15 protein-coding genes and 6 pseudogenes are annotated in these 22,499 nt (G+C 59.9%); 11 read left to right on the forward strand and 10 right to left on the reverse strand.

Annotated features, from left to right (window positions below):
- Positions 1-166: 166 nt before the first annotated feature.
- The 6 genes and pseudogenes from lptF (at position 167) to rsmA (ending at position 7,750) form a co-directional block, all read left to right on the forward strand.
- The gene (gene lptF / locus B4968_RS21180) at positions 167-1,318 is read left to right on the forward strand and encodes an LPS export ABC transporter permease LptF (protein WP_083101205.1); all 1,152 of its coding nucleotides are present in this window, start codon (positions 167-169) and stop codon (positions 1,316-1,318) included.
- Positions 1,315-2,418, forward strand: a complete 1,104-nt coding sequence (gene lptG / locus B4968_RS21185; protein ID WP_083101206.1) for an LPS export ABC transporter permease LptG — start codon at positions 1,315-1,317, stop codon at positions 2,416-2,418. Before lptF ends, lptG begins: the two co-directional genes overlap by 4 nt.
- Position 2,419: 1 nt before the next feature.
- A pseudogene (locus B4968_RS21190) lies at positions 2,420-4,582 on the forward strand (LPS-assembly protein LptD).
- Positions 4,567-5,826, forward strand: coding sequence for a peptidylprolyl isomerase (locus B4968_RS21195; RefSeq protein ID WP_083101207.1), 1,260 nt, complete (start codon positions 4,567-4,569; stop codon positions 5,824-5,826). Before B4968_RS21190 ends, B4968_RS21195 begins: the two are co-directional and overlap by 16 nt.
- Positions 5,823-6,820: pseudogene (gene pdxA / locus B4968_RS21200) on the forward strand (4-hydroxythreonine-4-phosphate dehydrogenase PdxA). Before B4968_RS21195 ends, pdxA begins: the two are co-directional and overlap by 4 nt.
- 84 nt (positions 6,821-6,904) lie before the next feature.
- The gene (gene rsmA / locus B4968_RS21205) at positions 6,905-7,750 is read left to right on the forward strand and encodes a 16S rRNA (adenine(1518)-N(6)/adenine(1519)-N(6))-dimethyltransferase RsmA (protein WP_083101208.1); all 846 of its coding nucleotides are present in this window, start codon (positions 6,905-6,907) and stop codon (positions 7,748-7,750) included.
- Positions 7,751-7,926: 176 nt separating this feature from the next.
- Here rsmA and B4968_RS21210 read toward each other — a convergent pair whose 3' ends face one another.
- The 3 genes from B4968_RS21210 to prfA all read right to left on the reverse strand — a co-directional run bounded on the left by B4968_RS21210 (position 7,927) and on the right by prfA (position 10,880).
- The gene (locus B4968_RS21210; RefSeq protein WP_083101209.1) at positions 7,927-8,727 is read right to left on the reverse strand and encodes a DUF4167 domain-containing protein; all 801 of its coding nucleotides are present in this window, start codon (positions 8,725-8,727) and stop codon (positions 7,927-7,929) included.
- 237 nt (positions 8,728-8,964) lie between these two features.
- Positions 8,965-9,780, reverse strand: coding sequence for a peptide chain release factor N(5)-glutamine methyltransferase (gene prmC, locus B4968_RS21215; RefSeq protein WP_173907561.1), 816 nt, complete (start codon positions 9,778-9,780; stop codon positions 8,965-8,967).
- A gap of 44 nt (positions 9,781-9,824) precedes the next feature.
- Positions 9,825-10,880 carry a peptide chain release factor 1 gene (gene prfA, locus B4968_RS21220; RefSeq protein ID WP_083101211.1) on the reverse strand — a complete coding sequence of 352 codons (1,056 nt, stop codon included), beginning with the start codon at positions 10,878-10,880 and terminating at the stop codon, positions 9,825-9,827.
- A 72-nt stretch (positions 10,881-10,952) separates the two neighbouring features.
- On the opposite strand from prfA, the gene B4968_RS21225 reads away from it, so the two are divergent.
- Positions 10,953-11,270, forward strand: coding sequence for a hypothetical protein (locus B4968_RS21225; RefSeq protein ID WP_139792959.1), 318 nt, complete (start codon positions 10,953-10,955; stop codon positions 11,268-11,270).
- A gap of 113 nt (positions 11,271-11,383) precedes the next feature.
- On the opposite strand, the gene B4968_RS21230 is transcribed toward B4968_RS21225, so the two are convergent.
- The 4 genes and pseudogenes from B4968_RS21230 to B4968_RS21245 form a co-directional block, all read right to left on the reverse strand.
- A complete protein-coding gene (locus B4968_RS21230; RefSeq protein WP_083101213.1) occupies positions 11,384-11,806 on the reverse strand; it encodes a DUF1499 domain-containing protein in 423 nt (140 codons plus the stop codon).
- Between the two features lie 62 nt (positions 11,807-11,868).
- Positions 11,869-12,812: pseudogene (speB, locus tag B4968_RS21235) on the reverse strand (agmatinase).
- Positions 12,805-13,773, reverse strand: coding sequence for an agmatinase (gene speB, locus B4968_RS21240; RefSeq protein WP_083101214.1), 969 nt, complete (start codon positions 13,771-13,773; stop codon positions 12,805-12,807). Before speB (B4968_RS21240) ends, speB (B4968_RS21235) begins: the two are co-directional and overlap by 8 nt.
- 150 nt (positions 13,774-13,923) lie before the next feature.
- Positions 13,924-15,087, reverse strand: a pseudogene (locus tag B4968_RS21245) (M20 aminoacylase family protein).
- Between the two features lie 63 nt (positions 15,088-15,150).
- Between B4968_RS21245 and mazG the strand changes: the two are divergent.
- From mazG to B4968_RS21260, 3 genes are all read left to right on the forward strand, one after another.
- On the forward strand, positions 15,151-15,996 hold the full coding sequence (gene mazG, locus B4968_RS21250; protein WP_083101215.1) for a nucleoside triphosphate pyrophosphohydrolase: 846 nt from the start codon (positions 15,151-15,153) through the stop codon (positions 15,994-15,996).
- Positions 15,997-16,111: 115 nt separating this feature from the next.
- Positions 16,112-17,062, forward strand: a complete 951-nt coding sequence (locus tag B4968_RS21255) for a nucleoside hydrolase (protein ID WP_083101216.1) — start codon at positions 16,112-16,114, stop codon at positions 17,060-17,062.
- A complete protein-coding gene (locus B4968_RS21260) occupies positions 17,059-17,508 on the forward strand; it encodes a GNAT family N-acetyltransferase (RefSeq protein ID WP_083101217.1) in 450 nt (149 codons plus the stop codon). Before B4968_RS21255 ends, B4968_RS21260 begins: the two co-directional genes overlap by 4 nt.
- A 227-nt stretch (positions 17,509-17,735) precedes the next feature.
- Here the strand turns inward: B4968_RS21260 and eno are convergent, their stop codons facing one another.
- The 3 genes and pseudogenes from eno to B4968_RS21275 all read right to left on the reverse strand — a co-directional run bounded on the left by eno (position 17,736) and on the right by B4968_RS21275 (position 20,813).
- Positions 17,736-19,013, reverse strand: coding sequence for a phosphopyruvate hydratase (eno, locus tag B4968_RS21265; RefSeq protein WP_083101218.1), 1,278 nt, complete (start codon positions 19,011-19,013; stop codon positions 17,736-17,738).
- Positions 19,014-19,247: 234 nt separating this feature from the next.
- Positions 19,248-20,132: pseudogene (locus B4968_RS21270) on the reverse strand (DMT family transporter).
- Between the two features lie 211 nt (positions 20,133-20,343).
- A pseudogene (locus tag B4968_RS21275) lies at positions 20,344-20,813 on the reverse strand (Fur family transcriptional regulator).
- A 390-nt stretch (positions 20,814-21,203) separates the two neighbouring features.
- On the opposite strand from B4968_RS21275, the gene B4968_RS21280 reads away from it, so the two are divergent.
- The coding region (locus B4968_RS21280; RefSeq protein ID WP_083101226.1) for a DEAD/DEAH box helicase at positions 21,204-22,499 on the forward strand (1,296 nt) is incomplete at its 3' end.

A 22,499-nucleotide genomic window follows, 5' to 3' on the forward strand; every position in this document is an offset into this window, starting at 1 on the left:
GTAACTTGCAGATCGCGCAATGGCTAGTCCCCATGCACAGCACAGGTTTACTCCTTTGGTCTATTCCTGAGCCTGATCGCGCTTACAGTACAGATTGCAGTTTTCCCCGGTGAACAATTCATCTAGGATCAGGAAAAACAATATAGACAGGGTCTGGGGGGATCGGGTGTCACGCTTCGACAGATATGTCCTGTCGCAATATCTGCTGTTTTTCGGCTTCTTTGCGCTTATTCTTGTTGCCGTCTTTTGGGTGAACCGGGCGGTGGTGCTGTTTGACCGACTGATCGGTGACGGCCAGTCTGCCTTTGTCTTCCTCGAATTCACCGCCCTCGCTCTGCCAAACCTCATTCGTATGGTTTTGCCCGTGGCTGTCTTTGCCTCAGCCGTCTGGGTGACCAACCGGCTGCAGAGCGAAAGTGAGCTGACGGTCTTGCGGGCGACGGGCACCAGCCCCTGGCAAATGGCGCGCCCCGCGCTTGCCTTTGGCGTGATTGCCGCCCTGATGATGTCCGCCCTCACGCATTTTCTGCTGCCCAATTCGATCAGTCAGCTGGCGCTGCGCGAGCAGGAAGTCTCTCGCAATCTGACCGCCAAATTGCTGACCGAGGGCAATTTTCTGCACCCCACCAAGGGCGTGACCTTTTTCATCCGCCAGATCGACAGTGATGGCACCCTGAACGATGTGTTTTTGTCGGACCGGCGCGACCCAAATCACAGCCTGACCTACACTGGCACCCGTGCGTTTCTGGTGCGTGACGAAGAGAAGACCCATCTCATCATGGTCAATGGCATGGCGCAGCGTCTGGACAAGCTGACCAACCGCTTGTCGACGACCAATTTTTCCGATTTCTCCTATGACATCAGCTCTCTGGCAAACAAATCCACAACCAGCAGCCGCAACATTCGCGCCATTTCAAGCCGTGAGCTGCTCCTGAACCGCAGCGAAATCACCGCCACCGAAGGATATAGCACCGGAGCGCTGGCTGAAGAGTTTCATCTGCGCTTTGCCCGGGCGCTGGTCTGTGTCGCCGTCGCCATGATCGGGTTTTCGGCGCTGATGCTTGGGTCTTATTCGCGCTTTGGTGTCTGGCGTCAGGCCCTGCTGGCCTTTTTGCTGCTGATCCTGGTCGAAGGTCTGCGCGGTGTCGTCACAGAGCCGGTCTTTAACAACCCTGATCTTTGGCCGCTCATCTACCTGCCGGCGGTGATCGGTCTGGCCATTGCGGCTGGTTTTTTGCAACTTGCGGCCCGGCCACCGGTGGCGCGCGCGCGCCGCACCCGTGATGTGGCACAGCCTAAACAGGAGGCCGGGTCATGACGCTTGATCTGTATTACGCCCGTCGCTTCCTGCAATGGTTTGCCATTATCTGCGGCGTGTTGATGACACTGGTCATTCTGATCGACCTCAACGAGCAAATCCGCCGCTTTGATGCCTTTGACCTCGGCGCAGGCCAGCTGGTGGGGTTGACTCTGCTCAACGCGCCCGCCGCGCTGAACGAGTTTTTGCCGCTGATCATGATCCTCACCACCATCGTGTTGTTCGTCGGCCTGGCGCGCAGCAGTGAATTGGTGGTGACCCGCGCGATTGGCCGCTCGGGCATCCGCGCGCTGGCGGCGCCGGTGCTGAGGGCAGGGCTGATTGGCCTGCTGGCCGTGAGCACGCTGAACCCGATCGTTGCCGCCACCACAAACCGCTACAAGACCCTTGCCGAGACCTACCGCACTGGCGGGCCCTCGGCGCTGTCGCTGTCTGGTGAAGGGCTGTGGCTGCGTCAGGGCAGGCCAAGCGGGCAGGCGGTTATTCACGCCGCGTCCTATGGCGGCGGGCGCGATGACATTACCCTCTATGACGTGACCATTTTGACCTATGCTCCGGACGGCGGGCCTATCCGTCGCATTATTGCTGAAAGCGCGAAACTGGACGGAGAGGAGTGGCTGTTGCACAGGGCCAAGGCCTGGCATCTGACAGCCGGCCTCAACCCTGAGAAATCCGCCGCGTTCCACGACAGCCTGCGCCTGCCCACAACGCTTACGCAGGACCGCATCCGAGACCGGCTTGGCTCGGCTGATGGTATTTCAATCTATGATCTGCCCACCACAATCCGCGATCTCGCCGAAGCTGGGTTTTCCACCAAACGTTATCAGGTCTGGTATCAGGCAGAGCTGGCCCGGCCATTGTTCCTGATTGCCATGGTGCTTGTCGGTGCCGCCTTCACCATGCGCCATGCCCGGTTTGGCGGCACAGGGCTTGCTGTGTTGACCGCCGTTTTGCTGGGCTTTGGGCTGTACTTTATGCGAAACTTTGCGCAAATCTTGGGAGAGAACGGCCAAATTCCTGTCCCTTTCGCGGACTTGGCACCGCCTGCCGCCTCCATTCTGCTGACCATGGGACTGCTCTTACATGCCGAGGACGGATAACATGCGCCGCGCGCTCCTTTTATCAGTGGCTCTGCCCTGGCTGAGCCTCGCCAGCCCGCTCGTCGCACAAGAGGTGCCAGCTTCCCCTGGGGCCGAGCAGCCTGCCGTTCTGGTGGCCGATCAGCTCTTGATCACCCCCGACCGTCGTCTCATCGCCCAGGGCAATGTCGAAGCCTTTCACGGTGATGTGCGTCTGCAGGCGGAAAAAATCACCTTTGAGCAAAGCAGCGGCCAGCTACAAATCGAAGGCCCCATCCGCATTGATCAGGGCGGTGAGATCACCATTCTTGCCAATGCGGCGGAAATGGACCGGACCCTTAGTGACGGCCTGTTGACGGGCGCGCGCATGGTCTTCCAGCAGCAATTGCAACTGGCTTCACTGCAATTGACCCGGGTGGGGGGACGCTACACGCAGCTGTATAAAACCTCCTTTACCTCCCGCCATGTCTGCGAAGAGGGCAAGCCGCCGCTCTGGCAAATCCGGGCCGAACGCGTCATTCACGACCAGGTAGAGCAACAGCTCTATTTTGAGAACGCCCAGGTCAGGATCCTGGACGTGCCGGTGTTTTATTTTCCGGCCGTGCGGCTGCCCGACCCCACTCTGAACCGCACAAGTGGCTTTTTGGTGCCCTCAACCCGGACCACCTCAAACCTGGCAACCGGCGTTAAGGTCCCCTATTTCTTTACCCTCGGAGAGAGCCGCGACCTCACGCTTGCCCCCTAGATTTCCGGCAGCACCCGCACGCTAGACGCCCGGTTTCGCCAGGCCTTTCGCCATGGGGATATTGAGCTGAATGGCGCATTTACCCGGGATGATTTGCAGCCAGATGAGGACCGCGGATATCTGTTTGCAGAAGGGCAGTTTGATCTGGGACGCGATTTTCAGCTCGAGTTCGACATAAAAACGGTCTCGGACAATGCCTATATCGCCGACTACAGCCTGCCCGACCTTGACCGTCTGCGTTCAGAAGTGACCCTGACCAAAGCCGCGCGCGACAGCCTGTTGCGCGCCGCTTTGACCAACTTCAAAACCCTGCGCGACAGCGAACAGCAGGATCTGATCCCGTCGAACATCGGCGAGGTCTACTACCAGAAACGCTATTTCCCCACCTCGGTTGGCGGCGAGACCCGCATGACTCTTGAGGCGCATGGCCATAACCGCACCTCTGGCGTTGAGGGCAATCAGACCACTGCCAATGGCCGCGACCAAGGGCGGCTCACGGCAGACCTTGACTGGCGGCGCAGCTGGCGCATGGCAAGTGGGCTACAGATCAAATGGGAACTTGGCGCTGCGGTTGACGGCTTTAGCACCTATGACGATTCCTACTATTCACAGCGCAGCTCACGTCTGACTCCGCGCTCGGCGCTCACGCTGAACCTGCCGATGTCAAAGTTCGACAGCAGTGGCGCCACCCAGTTTTTCGAACCCCTGGTGCAGCTGGGCTGGAGCAATGTGATCGGTGATGACGCCGCCCGCGACGAAAGCAATTTTGTCGAATTTGACCAGGGTAACCTGCTGTCACTCTCGCGGTTTCCGGCCTCGGACGCGCGCGAAGACGGGCTGAGCCTGGCCTACGGCTTTAACTGGGCCCGCTATACAAAAACCGGCTGGCAGGCCTATGCCACGGTCGGCCAGGTGTTGCGCCAGAATGCCGACAGCCGTTTCACCAAAAGCTCTGGTTTGGGCGGGACATCCTCGGACCTGCTGCTGGCGGGCCAGCTGAAATTTGGCGACGGCATGGCGCTCACGGCCCGTGGGTTGCTCAACGATTCTCTGAACTTTTCCAAAGCGGAGGTGCGGGGCGACTGGTACCGCGATCAGGTCGCCGTTTCCGGCAGCTATCTCTGGCTTGGCACCGATCCTGACGAAAACCGCAGCGAAGAAACCTCTGAGATCTGGTTCGACGGCTCTTACGAGCTGTCTGCGAGCTGGAAAGCCAGCGCCAATCTGCGCTATGATATCTCGGATGCACGCGCCACACGGGCGGGTCTTGGCCTAGCCTACAGCAACGAATGCGTGACGGTCGACCTTTCGGTAAACCGTCGCTATACCTCAACAACAAGCGTTGAACCTTCAACGGATTTTGGCTTTACCATCTCCATGAACGGGTTTTCCGTAAACAACGGCAGCAAACAGTACAGGCGATCATGCAGACAATCTTGACCCAAGCCTTCTCCGCTTTCCTGACCCGGAGCCTCTCCACAACGGCCGTGGCCGCGACGCTGGCCTTTGCCCTGTCTTCGACGGCGACGCCGCTGGCAGCCCAGGGGTTGTTTTCGCCGGCCGTGACCGTCGATAGTGCCGCGATCACCAATTACGAGCTGCAACAGCGCGCCCTGTTCATGGGCGTCCTGCGCACCCCCGGCAACCCAGAGGTTATGGCGCGCGAAGAGCTGATCAAGGATCGTCTCAAGCTTGCAGCCCTGGCCAAAGTCGGGATCAACCCAAGCGATGAAGACATCACCACCGGCATGACCGAGCTTGCCGGGCGCGCCAACCTGTCGCTCAATGAATTTCTGACGGTGCTCAAGCAAAACGGCATCGAGCCTGAAACAGTCCGCGATTTCACCCGGGTTGGCCTTGGCTGGCGCGAGTATGTGAGCGCACGGTTTCTGGCACGGGCCCGGCCAACCGAATCCGAAATTGACCGCGCTATGGGTCAGGCAGGCTCTGGCGGGGTGCAGGTTCTGCTATCCGAGCTGATCGTGCCCATCAATGAACAAAACGTCGAACAGGTACAGCAGCTTACCGATCAGGTGGGACAGCTGCGCAGCTATGATGCTTTTTCTGCGGCAGCAACACAGTACTCTGCCTCTGACAGCCGCACCCAGGGCGGGCGGCTGGCCTGGATGAACCTGACAAAGCTGCCGCCACAGTTGCAGCCCGTTGTCCTGGCGCTGGATCCCGGTGAGATCACCGAGCCGCTGCCGCTGCAGGGGGCCGTGGCCATGTTCCAGATGCGGGGCGTGCGCGAAGTCACCGGCAGCAGCCAGCGGTTTGCCGCGATTGAATATGCGTCCTATTACATCCCCGGTGGCCGCAGTGCCGAGGCTCTGGCCGAAGGGCGCCGCATCGCCAGCACGCTGGACAGCTGTGATGATCTGTATGGGCTGGCCAAGGGGCAGGACCAAGCGGTTCTTGACCGCAAGAGCCTGGTGCCCGCCGAGATCCCGCAGGATATCGCGATTGAGCTGGCCAAACTGGATCCGAATGAGACCTCCCTCACCCTGACACGCAATCAGGGCCAGACCCTGATGCTGCTGATGCTCTGTGGGCGGACTGCCGAGCTGGGCGAAGGCGAGAGTCGGGAAACAGTGGCCAATGCCCTGACGCAGCAGCGTCTTGCCTCCTTTTCGGACAGCTACCTCGAACAACTGCGGGCCGACGCCCAAATCATCGAAAAATGACCTCTGTCGTCCGGCCCATTGCCCTCAGCTGTGGAGAGCCCGCCGGGATCGGACCAGAAATTGCCGCTAAGGCATGGCAGCTCTTGAAAGAGAGCTGCCCGTTTTTTTGGATCGGTGACCCGCGTCATCTGCGGCGGGGCTGCCAACGGCCCTGATCAAACCCCCGACAGAGGTGCAGCAGCTCTGCGCGCGCGCCCTGCCGGTTTTGCCGCTGGAGTTTGCTGGCAACACAGTAAAAGGCAGCGCCGATCCCGCCAATGCCCCCGGAGTTATCAAAGCAATTACGCGCGGTGTGGAGTTGGTGAAATCCGGGCAGGCTTCGGCGATCTGTACCGCTCCGATCCACAAGAAAGCGCTGATTGACGGCGCACAGTTTGCCTTTCCGGGACATACCGAGTTCCTCGCGCATCTGGCAGGAAAATCCCGCGTGGTGATGATGCTGGCCAGCCCGGCATTGCGCGTGGTGCCCGCCACCATCCATATTCCGCTGGCCGATGTGCCGCGTGTTCTGACGCCGGAATTGCTCACAGAGGTCATCGAGATCACGGCTGAGGGTCTGCGCCGTCAATTTGGCATCTCGCATCCGCGTATTGCAGTGGCCGGGCTTAATCCGCATGCCGGCGAAGGCGGCGCCATGGGGCAGGAAGAACTGCTCTGGATCAATGATCTTGTCTCTGGATGGCAGGCTGCGGATCTCACGCTCACCGGGCCGCATCCGGCAGACACCTTGTTTCACGCGGCAGCCCGGGCGCGCTATGATGCCGCCATCTGTATGTATCACGACCAGGCGCTGATCCCGATCAAGACGCTGGATTTTGATCATGGTGTCAACGTGACCCTGGGGCTGCCCTTTATCCGCACGTCGCCAGACCACGGCACCGCCTTTGATATCGCCGGTGCCGACCGCGCCAACCCTTCCAGCCTGATCGAGGCTTTGAAGCTGGCGCAACGTATGGCGCAGGACACGGCCAAAAGCGCGGTTTCTGCCCCTTGACCCAGACCCTCCCGGATCCTATCCCGGCTCAACCTTTTCTTTGACCGGCGCCCCATCTGGTCGCGCGCCCAGGAACACAACGACATGAGCGCCATCGACAGCCTGCCTCCCCTGCGTGAAGTGATCGAGACCCACCAGCTTTTGGCCCGCAAATCCCTGGGCCAGAACTTTCTGCTGGACCTGAACCTCACCTCCAAGATCGCCCGCCAGGCAGGCGATCTCACCGAATGCGATGTTCTGGAAATTGGCCCCGGCCCCGGTGGCCTTACCCGCGGCCTGCTGGCCGAGGGCGCACGCCGCGTGCTGGCAGTGGAAAAAGACAGCCGCTGCATGCCTGCCCTGGCCGAAATCGCCGAGGCCTATCCCGGCCGCCTTGAGCTGATCAATGGCGACGCGCTGGAGGTCGATGTGCTGGCGCATCTGACCCCGCCTGTACGGGTGGCGGCCAACCTGCCCTATAATGTCGGCACAGAACTGTTGGTGCGCTGGCTCACGCCAAAAGAATGGCCCCCCTTCTGGCAAAGCCTCACATTGATGTTTCAGCGCGAGGTGGCCGAGCGAATCGTGGCGCAGCCAGGGAGCAAAGCCTATGGCCGCCTGGCGCTGCTGGCCCAGTGGCGCGCCGAAGCCAATATCGTGCTGTCCCTGCCCCCCGAAGCCTTTAGCCCGCCGCCAAAAGTCCACAGTGCGGTGGTTCATCTGACCGCACTGGCAGAACCGCGCTTTCCTGCGGATGCGGCCACCCTGTCCCGCGTTGTCGCCGCCGGTTTCAATCAGCGGCGCAAGATGCTGCGTGCCAGCCTCAAAGGGGTTGCACCGGGGATCGAGGACCATCTCAAGGCTGCAGGCATTGCGCCAACAGAGCGCGCCGAACGGGTCAGCCTGGAACAATTCTGCGCGCTTGCCCGCAGCAGCAAACCACTGGAGTAGTCTGCGGCGTTTTTACGCCCAAAGCGATCGCTGCGCGTCCCTGCCCCAGCAGCACAGGCCAATAGTACTGGCCAATTGCACGGACCAATTGCACTGGCCAGTTACACAGAGAGCGACACAAAAAACCCGGCGTCAAATGGCGCCGGGTTTTCCAGTCTGATCTTTCCCAAAAGCCCTTATTCAGCGGCCTCTGGCGCACCTTCGGCTTTTGGCTTTGGCTTCGCGCGCGCGCGCGGGGCGCGCTTGGGTTTTGCCTCTTTCGGCGCATCTGTTGCATAAGGAGCCCCTGCCGCCTCAGCGGGCAACACGGCGCCGCCCTCTGCGGGCTTCGCTGCGGGTTTACGCGGGCGGGGTTTACGGGAAACCGGCTTTTTCGCCTGATGCGCGGGCTCCTGGCCGTTGCTTTCAGGGGTTTCAACCAGACCACTTCCCTCGGGGGGTGTTGCGCTCGTCGCATCGCGTGGGTCAAGCACCTCAGGTTGCGGCGCATTGGCCAGATCCTGTTGCGGTGCCGCATGCGAGGTCTGATGCGGAGACGGCTGAGGCTGTTCAGAGTGGGACGAGCCCCGCTGCCCTGATGATCCCGCCTGTGAACCTGACTGTGATCCACCCTGTGAAGCGGCCTGATTGGAGGACACCTCACGCTCCTGACGCTCAGAGCGTTCGCGGTCGCGATCTGCCTGACGTTCGCGGTTTTGCCGTTCCTGATCCTCACGGCGCGCATCGATTTCGCGCTGTGCTTCGTTCAGCAACCGCAGATAATGCTCAGCGTGCTGCTGGAAGTTTTCCGCAGCCACACGGTCATTGCTCAGCTGCGCATCTCGCGTCAGCTGGTTATATTTATCAATGATTTGTTGCGGCGTGCCGCGCACCTTGCCCTCTGGGCCGGAGCTATCGAACGCGCGATTAACAACATTGACCCCATTGGGGCGGTTCCGGTTCGACTTGGAACGCGAACGTGATTTTGACGATCTCATATGCCTAACGTCAGCCTTAATTTCATGTGTCATGGATCCAATTCAGCGCATCCTTGCGCCGGATGATCGACTATTTTGGGCTTAATGTCGCTGGGAGGTAGAGAAACCTCGCCTGTCGTGAGCGACCCTTTTGAGTAACCATTTTCTATGCCCCCAGACAAGGGGCACATTTCATATTTGCCATTTTTTCTTTCAAAAACAAAAATATTTGCCAGAATCTGGCTTCATTTTGATCTTTCAGGATAGGGAATGGGCCAAAACAACGCGATCACGACCATCAAGGTCCTGCAAAACACGAATGTCTTTCAGTCCCGCCTCCTGCAGCAGCGCGCTCACCGCCTGCCCCTGCGTCGGGCCGATCTCAAGGCACAGGCGCCCCTGCGGCCGCAAAGGCGCCGCGCCCCCGGCGGCAATTGCGCGATATGCGCTTAGGCCATCTGCACCATCGGTCAGCGCCATGCTCGGCTCATGGCTGCGCACCTCAGGGGCCAGCCCCTGCATTTCCGCCAGGGCAATATAGGGAGGGTTGGCCGTGATCAGATCAAATTGTCCCGTGACGTTTGAAAACCAGTCGGATTTCTGAATATCGATGCGGGCCTCGACCCGGTGCAAAACCGCATTGGCACTGGCCTGCAGGCAGGCAGCCTCGCTCAGATCGACGCCCAGCCCCGTGGCATTTGGCGTCTCTGCCAGCAGGGTTACCAAAATGCAGCCGGAGCCAAGGCCAAGATCCAGAACGCGCTCAAAGGGCTGCGACAGGGCGGCCTCGATCAGGGTTTCTGTTTCCGGGCGGGGATCCAGCACATCTTTGGACACTTTAAAACGGCGGCCATAAAACTCCCGCTCTCCGATCAGATGTGACACCGGCACCCGAACCGAGCGCAGGGAGATCAGTTGTTCATAGCGCTCAGCCACCTCCGGCTCCAGATCCTCGGGGGCTATCAGCGTGACGCGACTGGCCTCGATGCGAGCAGCATGCGCCAGCAGAACACGGGCGTCCCGGGCGGGATCGGCAACACCGGCGGCCCGCAGCCGCGCCGCTGCTGAGGCCATGGCCATTGCCGCAGTCCCCGCTGGGGGGCTGACAGGGCCCTGGCTCATTGTCCCATCTCGGCCAACAGCCGGGCCTGGTTGTCCGCAGTCAGCGCGTCGATGGTCTCATCCAGATCGCCTTGCAGAATTTGATCCAGCTTATAGAGCGTCAGGTTTATCCGGTGATCCGACATCCTGCCCTGCGGAAAGTTGTAAGTGCGGATGCGTTCCGAGCGATCCCCAGAGCCCACCTGACTGGCGCGATCAGCCGAGCGCTCGCCATCAATGCGCTGACGTTCAAGATCATACAGCCGGCTGCGCAGAACCTGCATGGCGATTTCTCGGTTGCGGTGCTGCGATTTCTCAGCACTGACCACCATGACCCCGGTGGGAATATGGGTGATGCGCACCGCCGAATCTGTGGTGTTCACGTGCTGGCCACCAGCGCCTGAGGCGCGCATGGTATCAATGCGAATATCTGAGGGGTCGATCTTGATATCCACGTCCTGCGCTTCGGGAAGAACCGCCACGGTGGCGGCCGATGTGTGAATACGCCCGCCGCTCTCGGTGACGGGAACCCGCTGCACCCGGTGCACACCGCTCTCATATTTCATGCGGGCAAAGACGTTGTCGCCCTTGATATGGGCGACCACTTCCTTGATGCCGCCAAGCTCGGTTGCCTGCTCTTCGATGATCTCGAATTTCCAGCCGCGCGCCTCGGCATAGCGCTGATACATCCGCAACAGATCACCAGCAAACAAAGCCGCCTCATCGCCACCGGTGCCGGGGCGGATCTCAAGAATTGCGGGACGGGTATCAGCGGCATCCTTGGGCAAAAGCGCCAGTTGCAGCGCCTGTTCAGCCTCTGGTAAAGCCGCCTTCAAGGCCGGGATTTCTTCCTCTGCCAGCTCTTTCATATCCGGGTCCGCCAGCAGCGCCTCGGCTTCCGCAAGGTCGCGCAACAACTGCCTGTAGGCGCTGATCTGGTCAGCGACAGGTTTGATCTCGGAATATTCCCGCGCCAGATCGGCGATCTCACCACCGCTTACCCCCTCAGCCATTGCAGCTTCAAGATACTGGAAACGCTGCAGGATCTGTTCTAACCGCTCTTCGGGGATCATCAGTGCCTCATCGGTTTTAGGGTGTCACTCTGCCGCTTTGGCAGCTCATTGCGTCTGTGATATGCTAGCTCTATGCAACATGCCAGAGTCCTTAGACAAGCCAGAGCCCTTATCACATTCGTGTTGGTCGCCACAGCCAGCAGTACGGGCTGGACTGCCCTGGCCGATGTGGTCGGCCCTGGCGGTAAGGTGATTGATTGCTACTGCACCGACAAAACCGGCACACGGGTCGAGCTGGGAGAGCTGCGCTGCCTGGACGTTGATGGGCGACAGTTCATGGCACAGTGCCAAATGTCGCTCAACGTGCCGATGTGGCGCGAGGTGCAGGCGAATTGCCTGTCAGCCAGCCTTGACCTCACAGAGGCCCCACTGCAACTCCCTGCGCTCTGACGCCCCCCCATCTCCCCGCAGATCTCTGGCGAGCGTACTTTAGGTGACGTGAACAGTGGTCAGACCTGGAGGCCAATGCCAGCCATTGCGCCTGTGGCTCAGGCACGCAGGCATTATTCAGGCGCTTTGGGCATCTGCGACAGCCAGCGGTCAATACGCGCCTTGTTGACGCCAAGATCAGAGCGGCCAAAGCGCAGCCGCGCATAGACCTTTAGCAGATCGCCATCCTGACGCGCAGTGGTGTAGTCGGGAAAGCCAACCACCTTGGTCCGGGTCACATAGGTCGCCATGCCATCCTCAACGGAGCCGGCCAGCAGCTTGGTACGCGGCGCGGAGGTGGCAATCTGGTCAACCTGGCGCAGCGCCTCCGGCCCCGCGCGCACAACTTTGAACACGCCGCCGCGGAACGCTTTGTCCTCGGACAGTTCTGGCTGGGTGTTCCAGTCAAAGGGATCCACAGGCGCCAGTCTGATAAAGCCAACAACAACAACACATGCGGCCAGCAGGACCCAAACAAAAACCATGACTTTCCCCATTTTTGATCTGCCCTCTGCCTGCTCAGATGGGGCCAGCCTGCCGGATGCCCCCTAACATGAGCTTAGCGTGACTTAACGCCGGGAAGAACGCACAACATCTCATATAGTAAATCAGCCGCAGTCAGGGCGGTGTTGCCTGAGGTGTCATAAGGCGGAGACACCTCGACGAGATCACATCCGACGATATTCAGCCCCTTCATGCACGGATCAACTCCAGCGCCTGCGGTGTGGTAAGCCCGCCAATCTCTGCCGTGCCAGTACCGGGCGCATAGGCTGGGTCCAGACTGTCGATATCATAGGAAATATAGACCGGCCGGTTGCCGATATCGCGGCGGATTTCAGCGCCCATATTGTGCAGAGACCGTCCCCAGAGTTCCTGTGCAGGGAAATGCTGAAAGCCCCAGCCCTGGGCCTCGGTGAAATCATCAGCCCCGTAGCCGGTGCCGCGAATGCCAACCTGATAGGTCTTGTCGGCGACCAGCAGACCCTCTTCATAGGCGCGACGAAACACGGTGCCCCGTGTTTCTTTTTCGCCAAACATGTCGTCATTCACATCCGCATGCGCATCCACATGAACCAGTGCGACCGGGCCGTATTTGGCGGCGATTGCGCGCAGGATCGGCAGGGTGATCGAATGGTCCCCGCCCATCGCCATAGGGATCACGCCACCCGACAGGATCGCCTGATAGCTCTCCTCGATAATGCGCAGTGATTCCTTGAGCGAAAAGGTGTTGATCGCCAGATCACCAATATCGCCGGCATTCAGGCTGTCAAACGGCGCCGCTCCGGTTGCCATATTATACGGCCGCAGCATGGCGCTTTCGGACCGGATCTGTTTCGGGCCAAAACGCGTGCCCGAACGCCAGGATGTGCCGATATCCATCGGTATGCCAAGGGCCACATCCAGCCCCTCAAGGGAGGTTGCCTGCGGCAGGCGCATAAAAGTGTTTGGGCCGGAAAACCGGGCCAGATCATTGCCACTAATCGGTTGATTGAACTCAGCCATTGTCTCTCATATTCCAGCCCAGAAGGCAGATAATTTCCATTGCCACATGCGCGCCTGCAATTGCGGTTGCACCTGTGGTGTCAAAGGGAGGCGATACCTCCACCACGTCACCGCCCTTGATATTGATACCTTTGATGTCGCGCAAGATGCGAGCGGCCTGCGCTGAGGTGAGCCCGCCCCAGACCGGTGTGCCGGTTCCGGGTGCGTAGGCCGGGTCCAATCCGTCGATGTCAAAGGTGAGGTAGGTGGGGCGATCTCCCAGGATTGATGTGATGCGCCGCGCGGTCTCGGCTGCGCCGATTTCATGCACGGTGGCGGCATCAATGATATTGACGCCCAGCGTGTCGTCATTGCTGGTGCGAATGCCGACCTGCACCGAGGTGGCAGGGTCAACAATACCCGACTTCACCGCCTTATAGAACATGGTGCCGTGATCAACGCGGCTAAAGTCGTCATCCTGCCAGGTATCCGTATGGGCATCAAACTGCAGAAGCGAAATCGGGCCGTATTTTTCGGCATAGGCCTTGAGGATCGGAAAGCTGATATAGTGGTCACCACCCAGCGTGACCGAGGCCGTGTCCGTGGCCAGAATGCCGCGAATATGATCACGAAGTGTGTCGGGAAAGGCCGGGATATTGGCATAGTCAAAGGCCAGGTCGCCGTAATCCACGATCGCCAGCTCGCTCAAGGGGTCATATCCCCAGCCATAGGGGGCGTCGGGGCTTTGCAGAGCTGAGGCCTCGCGGATGGCCCGTGGCCCAAGACGGGTGCCGGGTCGGTTGGTGACAGCCTGATCAAAGCGCACGCCGGTGCCGGCAATATCTGCATGTGTCAGGTCTTTACTATAGCGCCGACGCAAAAAGGACATCGCACCGCCAAAGGTATTTTCAAAACTGTGCCCCGTAAGATCCTTTCGCGTGAAGGCGTGATCGACCTGCGTTTTTGCGTCTTCCAGTGCCATGCTAGCCTCTTTCCCTTTTGCCCAAGCCGCGCTTGTATCAACGCCCGGCTTTACATGTGTGGCGGCCCATCGCCGGGCCACCAATCTGACAATATGATCATATTATTGCCGCAGGGAATAGACCCTACTGAGGCCTCTTGTCACCTTCCTTTAGGCCAGCGGCTGCGCCCGTTCCACGAGGCGGGCAAAAAACGAGGCACCAATGGGAGAGATGTCATCGTTGAAATTGTATTTTGGGTGATGCAGCCCGGCGCTCTCGCCCTGCCCCAAAAACAGATAGGCACCGGGACGCGCGTTCAGCATATAAGAGAAATCTTCGGCGCCCATTTCACGCCCGCCATCTGCCTCAACATTTTCTGGTCCCGAAATCTCACCCGCCACATCAACCGCAAACCCAGATTCTCTGCGTCATTGATGGTTGCAGGATAGCCCGATCTCATAGTCAAGATTTGCGGTGACGCCATAGCTGGCCGCCTGCCCCGCTATGATCTCTTGCATCCGGCGCATCACCATGGCCTGCACCTCAGGATTAAAGGTGCGCACCGTGCCGTTGATATAGGCGGTCTCCGGGATCACATTGTCCCCCGTGCCGGTGTGGATCTGCGTCACCGGGACCACCAGATCTTCGAGCGTGTGGTGGTTGCGGCTGATGATGGTCTGGATCGCCTGGGCAATGCCACAGGCGGCCATCACCGGATCACGGGTCGCATGCGGCATCGCGCCATGCCCGCCAACCCCCTGAATATGAATGTGAAACGTATCCACAGCCGCCATCAATGCCCCCGGAGAGGTCAAAAAGGCGCCAACCGGCAGGCCCGGTGAGTTGTGCAGCGCATAGACCTGCGAGAGATCAAACTGCTCCATGATCCCCTCTTCGACCATGATGCGCGCACCACCTATCGCCTCTTCGGCGGGCTGAAAGATCAACGCCACCCGACCCGAGAAATTGCGCGTCTCTGCCAGGTATTTCGCCGCCCCCAGCAACATTGTGGTGTGGCCGTCATGGCCGCAGGCATGCATGTTCCCCGCATGTTGCGAGGCATAGTCGACGCCGGTTTCTTCGGGAATTGGCAGCGCATCCATATCGGCGCGCAGCCCTATGGTTGGCCCCTCGGCCTGCCCGTTGATGATCGCAACCATGCCGCTGGTGGCAATGCCTTCGTGCAGCTCATCAACACCCATCTCGCGCAGGCGCTCCGCCACATAGGCGGATGTCTTGGGCAGATCGAGCGCCAGTTCGGGGATTTGGTGCAGATGCTGACGCCAGGTCTTCATCTCGGTGGCGTAATCAGTAATGCGGTTCACAACCGGCATGGGGTGGACTCCTGTATCAGACTCGGGATTGATGCATCTGACACTGGAACAAGAGCCGCTGCAATGCCTGACACACCCCCGACGCCCCCTTTTAACCCTGCGCTGATCCATGATGAACACGCTGGAATTGAACGCCTTTTGGAGATCATGCAAGCCCTGCGGGATCCGGAACACGGCTGCCCCTGGGATATCGAACAGGATTTCAGCACCATCGCGCCCTATACCATTGAAGAGGCCTATGAGGTCGCCGATGCCATTGAGCGCCACGCCTGGGACGAGTTAAAAGGCGAGCTGGGGGATCTGCTGTTTCAGTCGGTCTTTCACGCTCAGATGGCGGCCGAGGCCGGGCATTTCACCTTTCAGGATGTGGTCACCACCATGTCCAACAAGATGGTCTCGCGTCATCCCCATGTTTTTGGCGATGAGAGCCGCAACAAAAGTTCTGAGCAGCAGACCGCAGATTGGGAGGCGATCAAGGCCGCCGAACGCGCAGATAAACAGGAAACAGGCACGCTGGATGGCGTGGCGGTTGGCTTGCCCGCGCTGTTGCGCGCTTATAAATTGCAAAAGCGCGCCGCCCGCGTTGGCTTTGATTGGCCAGTGGTTGACGAGGTCATTGCCAAGATCGCCGAGGAAAGTGCCGAGCTGGTCGAGGCCCGCAACACGCTGACCCAGGTTGAGGTCGAGGAGGAATTTGGCGATCTGATGTTTGTCATGGCCAATCTCGGCCGCCATCTGGGGATTGAGCCCGAAGCCGCCCTGCGTCAGGCCAATGCAAAATTCATCCGCCGCTTTGAAGGCGTTGAGGCCAAGCTGGGTGCGCGGGGAAAACGTCCACAAGACAGTGATCTCGCCGAGATGGATGCGCTTTGGGATGAGGTCAAACGCGACGAGCGCGGCCAGAGCTAGCCGCCAGCTCTCCCCCCTTGCCCGCTCATGCCGGATCTCAACACGGCGCGCCTCGCCTGCTGGACAATCCCTGACGAGACTGCAAGGCTTGTCTCTTGAAACTTTAGGACGCCCAATGACCTACCCGACTGCCCGCAAAGTGATCATCGACACCGACCCCGGCCAGGATGATGCCGTCGCCATCCTGCTGGCGCTGGCCAGCCCGGAAGAGATCGACCTGCTGGGGATCACCTGCGTGGCCGGCAACGTGCCGCTGTCGCGCACCGAGGCAAACGCCCGCATCATCTGCGAGGTCGCAGGCCGAAACGATGTCAAAGTCTTTGCCGGCCGCGCCGCGCCCCTGTCGCGCGCTCTGGTTACGGCCGAACAGGTCCATGGCAAGACCGGGCTGGACGGGCCGGAATTGTTTGAGCCCGCAATACTGCTACAGCCGCAAAACGGTGTTGATTTCATCATCGACACTCTGCGCACTGAAGCACCCGGCACCGTCACCCTGTGCCCGCTAGGCCCCCTTAGCAATATCGCCGCTGCCTTTCAGGCCGCCCCTGATATCATAGAACGGGTGCAAGAGATCGTTTTAATGGGGGGCGCCTATTTTGAGGTCGGCAACATCACACCCGCTGCCGAGTTCAACATCTACGTTGATCCGGAAGCCGCTGATATTGTACTGAAATCCGGTATCAAAATCACCATGATGCCGCTGGATGTCACCCATAAGGCGCTGACCACCAGACCGCGCATCGAGGCCTTGCGGGCGCTGAACAACCGTGCCGGACCTTTCACTGCCGAGATGCTCGATTTCTTTGAGCGCTTTGACATGGCGAAATATGGCTCCGACGGCGGCCCCCTGCATGACCCCTGTGTCATCGCCTATCTGATCCAGCCCGAGCTGTTCGCGGGGCGCCATATCAACGTCGAGGTAGAGACCCGGTCTGAGCTGACCCTTGGCATGACCGTGGCCGATTGGTGGGGGGTCACCGACCGGGCGGCAAATGCGCTGTTTATGGCAGATATTGACGCTGATGGTTTCTTCACCCTCATCACCCAACGTCTGGCCCGGCTATGACAGCTGCCCTGCATCTGGCCCGCCCCGAGCATCTGGACAAGCTGCTCACCCTGGTTGAGGCCTTTCACCTAGAGCAAGGCCTGGAGACCAGCGCTGAGCATCGCCGTGCCGGAATAGAGCCGCTGCTGCAGGGCATCCCCTATGGCGCGGTCTATATCATTGGCCCGACACGGGCACCAATTGGCTATATCGTGGTGACCTTTGGCTGGTCCGTGGAATTTGGCGGCATGGATGGCTTTGTGGATGAGATCTACATCCGTCCCCCCGTCCGGGGCCGCGGCCTTGCCTCCGAAGTCTTGATCGAGCTGCCAAAGACCCCAGCCCAGGCTGGCATCAAGGCACTGCATCTCGAGGTCGACCGCGACAATGCGCAGGCGCAAAGGCTGTACCAGCGGGCGCGGTTTGAGCCCCGCGACAGATATATGCTGATGACGAAGAACCTGTAGGCAGCTGAGTTTTCTCAGCGCAAAGCAGCAAAGGCCGCCCCTGTGTCTGATTTTACGGGGGGCTGGTTTTACAGCAGGCTGATTTCAAAGGGGGCTGATTTCAAAGGCGGCTGATTTCAAGAAACCCGCCTCGCCCAAAAAACATCTGGCTGCGCAGCCACAGCACAAAAAAACAGGGGCAGCCCGCGCTGGACTGCCCCCTTGCAAAATTCTTTATGCCTGCTCTCTTATCCCTTGAGGATAGAGCGGCCGGCGTATTCCGCCACTTCACCAAGCACTTCTTCGATACGGATCAGTTGGTTGTATTTCGCCAGACGGTCAGAGCGCGCCAGAGAGCCGGTTTTGATCTGACCGCAGTTGGTCGCAACCGCGAGATCGGCAATGGTAGCATCCTCGGTCTCGCCCGAGCGGTGCGACATCACATTGGTGAAACCGGCGCGATGCGCCATATCAACCGCTTGCAGCGTCTCGGTCAGGGTGCCGATCTGGTTCACTTTCACCAGCATAGAGTTGGCACTGCCGCGCTTGATGCCTTCGGCCAGACGCGCCGGGTTGGTGACAAAGAGATCATCGCCCACCAGCTGCACCTTGTCGCCGATGGCGTCGGTCAGCGCCTTCCAGCCGTCCCAGTCGTCTTCGCCCATGCCGTCCTCGATCGAGATGATCGGGTAGTCGTTCACCAGCGCGGCGAGATAGTCGACATTCTCGCCAGACGACAGAACCTTACCCTCGCCTGAAAGCACATATTTGCCGTCCTTGTAGTATTCGGTCGCGGCGCAATCCAGCGCCAGATAGATTTCCTCGCCGGGGCGATAGCCTGCCTTTTCAATCGACTTCAGAATGAAATCAAGCGCTTCGCGGGTCGAGGCAATGTTGGGCGCAAAGCCGCCTTCGTCGCCAATACCAGTAGACAAACCTGCCGCCGAGAGCTCTTTTTTCAGCGTGTGGAAGACCTCAGCACCCATGCGGACCGCATCACGAATATTGTCAGCCGCGACCGGCATGATCATGAATTCCTGGATGTCGATGGGGTTATCTGCGTGCTCACCGCCATTGATGATGTTCATCATCGGCACTGGCAGCATGCGCGCCGAGGTGCCGCCCACATAGCGAAACAGCGGCTGCGTGGTGAAATCGGCAGCCGCCTTGGCCACCGCCAGCGACACACCCAGAATCGCGTTTGCCCCAAGACGGGCCTTGTTTGGCGTTCCGTCCAGCTCGATCATGGCGCCATCAATGGCAACCTGCTCGGTGGCGTCAAAACCCACCAGCTCTTCGGCGATCTCGCCGTTTACGGCGGCCACGGCTTCCAGCACGCCCTTGCCAAGGTAGCGGTCCTTGTCGCCATCGCGGCGCTCCACCGCCTCATGGGCACCGGTAGAGGCACCAGAGGGCACAGCAGCGCGGCCCATGGTGCCGTCTTCAAGGATCACGTCGACCTCAACCGTCGGGTTGCCCCGGCTGTCGAGGATTTCGCGGGCGTGAATGTCGATTATCGTGCTCATTTGGACGGTCCCTGACTGTAACAAAAGATGTCTGCGTCATAGCAGCCAAGGGCGAAATGTAAACAGGCCTTGTTATCGCTAACAGCACATATTTCACAACGGTTAGGGCTAACATTTCACTGTTTGCGCCAACGGTATCGATGCCGAAATCCGCCCCCAGGCCGCCCCCAGGCTGCCCACAACCACCCCAAGCCGCTGTTGGGTTAGCAGGCTTCTGCCCCCAGGCCTTTGGCCTCATGCGCAAGACGGCATTTCCAGGCGGGCCAGGCGGCGTTCGCGCACAAAGGTGTAAAAGACCAGAGCCAATAATCAGCGCAGCCCCTCCGAGTGTCAGCGCATCCGGCCGCTCGCCAAAGACCAGGACCCCGACCAGGATGGAAAACAGCAAGCGGCTGTAGCGAAAGGGTGTGATCGCCGCAGCATCGCCAATACGGGTTGCCAGCACGATGGCATAGTACCCCACGACGCCGAAAACGATGCCCCCCAGCATCATCAGCGCCTGCGACCGATCCACGGCCGTGGCCTCACCCGAGGTAAAGACCAGCAACAGTGCCCCGGCCACAATCATCGAGGCAAAGGCCTGAAAACTGACCACCGCCGAGGAGACTGCCGTATCAACCAGCCGGGTCAAAAGATCACGCGCCGCCACCATGAGAACCGCAAAGAGGACCAGAAATACCGACGGGTCAAAGCCTTCAAAACCGGGGCGCACAATCAGCAAACCCCAACAAAACCCACGCAGATCGCGCTCCAGCGCCGCCAGCCAACCTGCTCGCCCAGAAACAGAGCCGCCCCCATTGTGATCACCAGCGGCAACGCCTGAAATACCGCCGCCACAGTCGAAATATCCACCAGTGACAGCGCCGTGGCAAAGGCCATAGCCGCCAGGCCTTCGGCCACCGTGCGCAGCAAGACCACACCGCGCCAGGCGGCTGGTGCAAAGAGTTTGTCGCCCCTGTAGAGCGCCACCGCGGCAAACACCGCCCCGGAGCCAATGCCCAACAGAATCAGAATTTGCCCAACCGGCATCTCCCCCGACAGGCGCTTGATGAACATGTCTTCCAGGGTGAAGGCCGCCATCGACACGATAACAAAGAGAATTCCATTGAGATTGTTCACGCGCGTGCCTCCAGCAAAAATGCCCCTGTTGCCTTCAGTGACAAAGGGAAGCCTTGTCTACGGGATGCGACCTTGCTCGCCGTGCTGCAAGTCTCTTTGCGACACAGCACACCACAACTTGTTCGCTTAAACATCACGGAAATTGATGGGTGGGGGCAGCGCCTATGCCAAACACCCCGGTGCTGCCCCCCTTAGCGACACATGCGCGCAGCTAGCCCTTCTCGACCGGAGCCTTATCGGCGGGATCCTCATCCACTAGTTCCTTATCCACAGGAGCCTTCTTGTTCAGCGGCACACCGTAGAGTTCCAGCTTATGCCCCTTGAGCTGATAGCAAGTTTTGCGGCAATTCGTTCCTGGAGCGCCTCGATATCGGGGTCGCAGAACTCGATCACCTCACCGGTATTGATATCAATCAGGTGATCATGGTGATCGCGATCCGCATCCTCATAGCGGGCCCGACCATCGCCAAACTCCAGCCTTTCCAGTATGCCGGCTTCTTCAAACAGCTTAACCGTACGATAGACGGTAGCAAGCGAGATCCCGGCATCCAGCGCGCTGGCGCGGGCATAGAGCTCTTCGACGTCAGGGGGATCAGCGCTGTCCTGCAGAGCACGGGCAATCACCCGGCGCTGGCCGGTCATCCGCAGGCCCTTGGCCTCACATCGGGCGATAATCGTCATTGCGTTTTGCTTTCCGTTCACTGGCCTGGATTCACCGGTCTGGGTTCACTGGTCTGGGTTCCCTGTGTAATCAAACAAACCGCCGACGAAAACCAAAATTCGCCGCGATCTGCTCATTGACTTTAGGCAAAGTTACCCCCATGTGAAGGCTAGGCATACTTCCCTGCCGCGTGAGCAGAGACAGCCCGGACGCACCATGATCGTGCGATACACTCCGATGTCTAGTGAAGTGCCAAGGTTCCCAAAATCACGCGTGGGGCACTCGCAAAACCCAGCGGCCTGGCATTCGCCAGCGCCCGTTTGAGGGCTTTGCCCCACCAAAAGCCAGCGCGTTGTGCGACTGGCTCACACGGCTTTTGCCTCTGGCACAGAGCCGCGAAAGGACGATACGTGACTGAATTTTCAACAATGGGCCTGCCCGAAATTTTGCTGGCCCGTTTGGCTGATATGGGTCTCAATGACCCAACCCCAATCCAGGCGCGCGCCATTCCCCACGCCCTGAACGGCGAAGATGTACTGGGTCTGGCCCAGACCGGCACCGGTAAAACGGCCGCCTTTGGCGTGCCTCTGATCGCCCGTATGCTGGAGTATGGCCGCAAGCCTGCGGCGCATACTGTGCGGGGTCTGGTTCTGGCCCCAACCCGCGAGCTGGCCAACCAGATCGCAGCGACCCTAAAGGATCTGACCGAAAGCACCCCGATGAAAATCGGTCTGGTGGTTGGGGGTGTGTCGATCAACCCGCAGATCCAGCGGATCTCGCGCGGCACCGATATTCTGGTGGCCACCCCTGGCCGTCTGCTCGACATTCTGGACCGCAACGCGCTCGATCTTGGCTCCTGCGACTTTCTGGTGCTGGATGAGGCCGACCAGATGCTGGACCTCGGCTTTATCCATGCCCTGCGCAAGATTTCCGCCCTGCTGCCCGTTGAGCGCCAGACCATGCTGTTCTCGGCGACGATGCCAAAGCAGATGAACGAAATCGCCAACTCCTACCTCAAACGCCCTGTGCGTATTGAAGTGACCCCTCCGGGCAAGCCCGCCGCCAAGGTGACGCAGTCGGTGCATTTCATCGCCAAAGGCGAAAAGCTGAGCCTGCTGAAAGAGCTTTTGGGCGCCCATAAAGACGAGCGCACGCTGGTCTTTGGCCGTACCAAACACGGTATGGAAAAGCTGATGAAGGTGCTGGAGAAATCCGGTTTTGCCGCCGCAGCGATCCATGGCAACAAAAGCCAGGGACAGCGCGAACGCGCCCTTGCGGCCTTCAAATCCGGTCAGATCAAGGTTCTGGTGGCAACGGATGTTGCGGCCCGTGGCCTGGATATCCCGGATGTGAAATACGTCTACAACTACGAGCTGCCCAATGTGGCGGATGCCTATGTGCACCGGATCGGCCGGACGGCCCGCGCCGGGAAAGAAGGCCAGGCCGTGGCCTTTTGCGCACCAGACGAGATGGACGAGCTGAAGGCGATCCAGAAGGTGATGAAGATCACTATTCCAACAGCCTCGGGCACGCCCTGGGAGCCAATGCCCGGCGCAAGTGCACCACGCGGTGGACGACCTGGTGGCAAACCTGGCGGCAAGCCCGGTGGTGGCAACCGGCGTCGTGGCGGCGGCGGTGGGGGTCGTGGCCAGTCACAGGGTGGCGGCGGCGCGCGTTCGGGCGGCAAACCCGGCGGTGGCCAGCGT

Origin of the sequence: Pseudophaeobacter leonis (genome assembly GCF_002087335.1) — a bacterium.
Classification (GTDB): Bacteria; Pseudomonadota; Alphaproteobacteria; order Rhodobacterales; family Rhodobacteraceae; genus Pseudophaeobacter; species Pseudophaeobacter leonis.